General features: G+C 64.6%; 6 protein-coding genes. 2 read left to right on the top strand and 4 right to left on the bottom strand.

Annotated features, from left to right (window positions below):
- The 3 genes from HUK65_RS18905 to HUK65_RS18150 form a co-directional block, all read right to left on the bottom strand.
- Positions 1 to 190, bottom strand: a 190-nt coding sequence (locus HUK65_RS18905) for a hypothetical protein (protein WP_235442269.1), incomplete at its 3' end; no start/stop codon positions are given.
- 76 nt (positions 191 to 266) lie between these two features.
- Positions 267 to 1,214, bottom strand: coding sequence for a replication initiation protein (locus HUK65_RS18155; protein ID WP_179907665.1), 948 nt, complete (start codon positions 1,212 to 1,214; stop codon positions 267 to 269).
- A gap of 120 nt (positions 1,215 to 1,334) precedes the next feature.
- Complete coding sequence (locus HUK65_RS18150; RefSeq protein ID WP_179907664.1) at positions 1,335 to 1,538, bottom strand: hypothetical protein; 204 nt, start codon at positions 1,536 to 1,538, stop codon at positions 1,335 to 1,337.
- A gap of 237 nt (positions 1,539 to 1,775) precedes the next feature.
- On the opposite strand from HUK65_RS18150, the gene HUK65_RS18145 reads away from it, so the two are divergent.
- Entirely contained in the window at positions 1,776 to 2,423 is a 648-nt protein-coding gene (locus HUK65_RS18145) for a hypothetical protein (protein WP_179907663.1), read from the top strand.
- A 329-nt stretch (positions 2,424 to 2,752) separates the two neighbouring features.
- Positions 2,753 to 3,001, top strand: a complete 249-nt coding sequence (locus HUK65_RS18140) for a hypothetical protein (RefSeq protein WP_179907662.1) — start codon at positions 2,753 to 2,755, stop codon at positions 2,999 to 3,001.
- Between the two features lie 333 nt (positions 3,002 to 3,334).
- On the opposite strand, the gene HUK65_RS18135 is transcribed toward HUK65_RS18140, so the two are convergent.
- On the bottom strand, positions 3,335 to 3,542 hold a 208-nt coding region (locus HUK65_RS18135), incomplete at its 5' end, for a hypothetical protein (RefSeq protein ID WP_235442268.1).

Genomic DNA, 3,542 nt, shown 5'->3' with positions numbered 1-3,542 from the left:
CCTCGGCGCGGGCCAGCTTCACGGCCATCTCGGTGGCCTCTGAGGTGGTGGACTGGTCCGGACTATCCCGGCTCACATGGTCCGGCTTAGTCCGGCTCACGGCCTTCTGTGGCGCTCTCGGCTGATACACGCGGGTCAGCTCGGCGGCGTCTATGCGCCAGTGTCCGGCCTCGGTTTTCTCGGCGCTCACGGTGCCATCCTGTAGGGCTTTCGTGAGCGTGGCGCGGCTCACCTGGTAAAGCTTCACGGCTTCGCGCGGCGATAGCTTAGGCATCCGGCTCACCCTGTGGCCTAGGCAGTTTCTGGTCCGGCTCATTGCGGCCTAGGTAGTCCGGTCTGAGCCGGTCTAGAGGTGGCGCGCTGGCAAGGCTCTCGGCTATGCGCTGGCGGGTCTGAGCAATGGTCTCGACCAGCTCGTCGCGGCGCGCGGTCCGACCGACACGCGGCCTGTCCAGTTCCTTCTGAGCCTCGACCAGCTCGTCGCGGCCTTTCAGTGACCAGCTCAACCGGACACCGACAACGCGGCGGCCTCGTTTCAACGGACCATAGGCGGCGTGAAACCCGGCAAGGTGGTTTATCTCGGCGACGGCAGGGTCGAGCGCGAAGCGGCGCATGTCCTGCCATCGGCTGAGCGTGCCACCAGACAAGCCTAGCATTTCGCGCAGCGCGTCGATGTCCATGTCCTCGGCGGTTTTGCGAAGGCGCGCGCGCAGGCTCAGATACAGATACAGGCGCAGGCTATACTTGCTCTCAAACGCCAGCACGGCGCGGCGCGAAACGGCGGTCCAGTGGGTGCTGTCGGCTATCACCCGGCGCAGGGTCGGCGAAAACTCAAACCGGACTTCGGCATCATCGAGGTCATCGGCTTCGCGCTCGACGTCGGACAGGATAGGGCCGGACTTTGTGAATGCGCGGCCTTTGCGGCTCACCAGCCGGACGCTGACAACGGTCGATTGCAGCTCGGCAATGGCCTCGACCAGCTCGTCGCGGCTCTTGTGAAAGGTCTCGTTGAGCACGGAGAAGGGCAGGCGGTGCTGCACCTGGTCAGCAATGGCGATACCGGCCTCCTGCACCAGAAGGCAAAACAACTTCGCGGCGCGCAGGCTGAGCACGTTGCCAGCGACGAAGCGCATGTCCACCAGCTCACCCGCCGCGACAATGGCGTCGGCGTCGGCGCGGTGCATCCGGATAGCGTCGAGCGTGGTCGGCTTCATGGGTGAAGGCTACCGGGTGAAGGCTCACCCTGACAACTCACCTTCACCCGCGATTTCTCACCTTTCACCCGCGATTTCTCACCTTTCACCCGCGATTTCTCACCCTAGACCCGCGATTTCTCACCTTCGGCGCGATTCGTCTTTTCTTTGCAATGGCTTGGCGGCCTCTGAAATAGAAACAGGAAAATAGAAAAGAGCGCGGCCTGTGGATAACTCGCCATCGGCGGCATCGAGTGCGGCTTCGGTATCGCCCTGGTGGTGCATCCGGTCGAGCGTGGCGCATGTGGTCGGCGTGGTGAAGGTGCTCAGAATATGCGTGCTCACGGTGGCGTGCTGCACCGGGTCAGTGGCAGTTCTGGTGGTGGTGGCGCGAGAAACAGCACCATCTAGGTATCGGCACCACGAATTGCGGTAGGACTCGTTTTGTTCTCATATACCTTGTAGCAAAAGCGTTGCGGTGCTATGATACCGCTAACGGCCTGTCGAGGCGAAAAACCCGTTTCTGCAATAGGCTGTTAGAAGGTCGAGGCTCTCACGGCGGCGGCGACGGCTCACAATAGTATGGCGAAGCGAGACGGCAGGCGAAAGTCTGAGGCGGCGAAGGCGGCGACGAAACGAGCGCGAATTGCACGCGCATCAGCTCGGCGGCGAGTCATCACCTGGTCGAGCGCGGCCTCGGCGGCTGAGGCGGCTGGTCATCCGCTCAACGTGGCGCTGCATGTCACGTGGTCGGCGCTGGTCGCGGGCGAGCGCAGTGACGGCAATGTCCTCGGCTTGTCAGCGGTCGAGCGCGAGCGGCGGCTCTGGTCCTCTCTGAGGCTGGTCGCGGCGCGTGCGCGGGTGCCATGGCTGGCGGTGCGCGCTCCTGAGCACGATACGCGGCGCGGCCTTCACCTGCACGTCGCGCTGCACCTGCCGGACGCGGCGGCCATCCGTGACGCTATCGGCGTGGTCGAGCGGCTCACCGGCTCACCGGCTGAGCGGGTGGATATGCGCGGCTGGTCGGTGCGCGGTGGTGGTCGGACGCATTACGGCGTGGTCGCGCGTTCGGACTGTAGCGGGTGGTTTCTGCAACGGCGGGTCGAGGCGCTCGGCGGCTCTGGCGTGGCGCTGGTGGCCTATGCAGCGAAGGGTGACGGCAAGGCGGCTGTCGAGGGACAACACCGGCTGAGCAACGAGCTCTCGGCGCTGGCGCGGTCGGCGGCCTAGTGCTGGCAGTGGCAACATATCGCTCGGCGCTCCTGGTCGATCCTGCCACGGCGGCGGCGCTGGTCTTTGTCCTGGTCAATGCCTTCGGACGGGTGGCGGCGTGGCTCTAGGGCGAAAATGCCTCTGCGGGCCATTTTACGGCTCACTGAGCGGCATGTCGGTTTTTATGGCGGGTTACACTGGCGAAGGTGACAACGGCGCTCTGTGGCGCTCTGAGCGGCTCTTGCGGCGCATTGATATTCATTCAAAGGATTTCAAACATGGCTAGAGGCGGGTCACGTCCTGGCGCTGGTCGGCCTGCCGGGTCCGAAAACCGCGACACGGCGGCCATGCGGCAGGCGCTCTCTGAGCTGGCCTCTGAGCACGTCGAGGTCGCGCTCGGCGCTCTGGCGGATATTGCCGCGAATGGTCAGTCTGAGGCGGCGCGGGTCTCGGCGGCCTGTGCCATCCTGGACCGGACATTCGGACGGCCTCGGCAGGCTCCGGTGGTGGCGCGATTGCGCGGCCTGCCGCACTCCGGACGCGAAGACGAGGATCCGCTCGGCGGCCTGTCTCTCGGCAACTGGCCTGCCCTCTAGGTTCTTCCGGGCATTGTCTGCCCTGGGTATTGCGCGAGCGCGACACCGGCCTAGGCGCAGCGATATTTTCGAGGGCTGTGGTTCTGAGCGGGTGCTTTGCGCAGCGATACGCGCGCGCGAGAGAAAAGGCTCTGTTACCGCTAACATCCCATAACCCGCATTATGTTAAGTGACGGCTTCAATGATTTCAGGGGCTTAGCAGTTTCAGCATTAAATACAGGGCGAAAACACCCGATTTCAGGCCATGATATGCGCGCACGGCATGGCTCAGGCGGTATTTTCTGACATGTTGGGCATGGCGGCGGCCTCGGCTCTGGTCACGGCGCTATCCTCTCAAAACGGCCACCAGCGGCGGCGCGGTGGCGGTGGTGGTGTCTCTGGCGCGGGTGGTGGCAGCATCCGGCGCAGGTCGGCGACGTGGCGCTCTAGCAGGGCGGTCTTTTCCCGCTCGGCATCGAGCGCGGCCTCGGCGCGGGCCAGCTTCACGGCCATCTCGGTGGCCTCTGAGGTGGTGGACTGGTCCGGACTATCCCGGCTCACA

Origin of the sequence: Rhabdonatronobacter sediminivivens, assembly GCF_013415485.1 — a bacterium.
Classification (GTDB): Bacteria; Pseudomonadota; Alphaproteobacteria; order Rhodobacterales; family Rhodobacteraceae; genus Rhabdonatronobacter; species Rhabdonatronobacter sediminivivens.
Note: the sequence above shows the minus strand (reverse complement) of the source record. Positions and strands in the feature narration are given on the sequence as shown.

Excerpts from the sequence above, each read along its gene's own strand:
- HUK65_RS18145 (WP_179907663.1), top strand. The coding sequence starts at position 1,776 with ATGGCGAAGCGAGACGGCAGGCGAAAGTCTGAGGCGGCGAAGGCGGCG.
- HUK65_RS18140 (WP_179907662.1), top strand. The coding sequence starts at position 2,753 with ATGCGGCAGGCGCTCTCTGAGCTGGCCTCTGAGCACGTCGAGGTCGCG.
- HUK65_RS18155 (WP_179907665.1), bottom strand. The coding sequence starts at position 1,214 with ATGAAGCCGACCACGCTCGACGCTATCCGGATGCACCGCGCCGACGCC.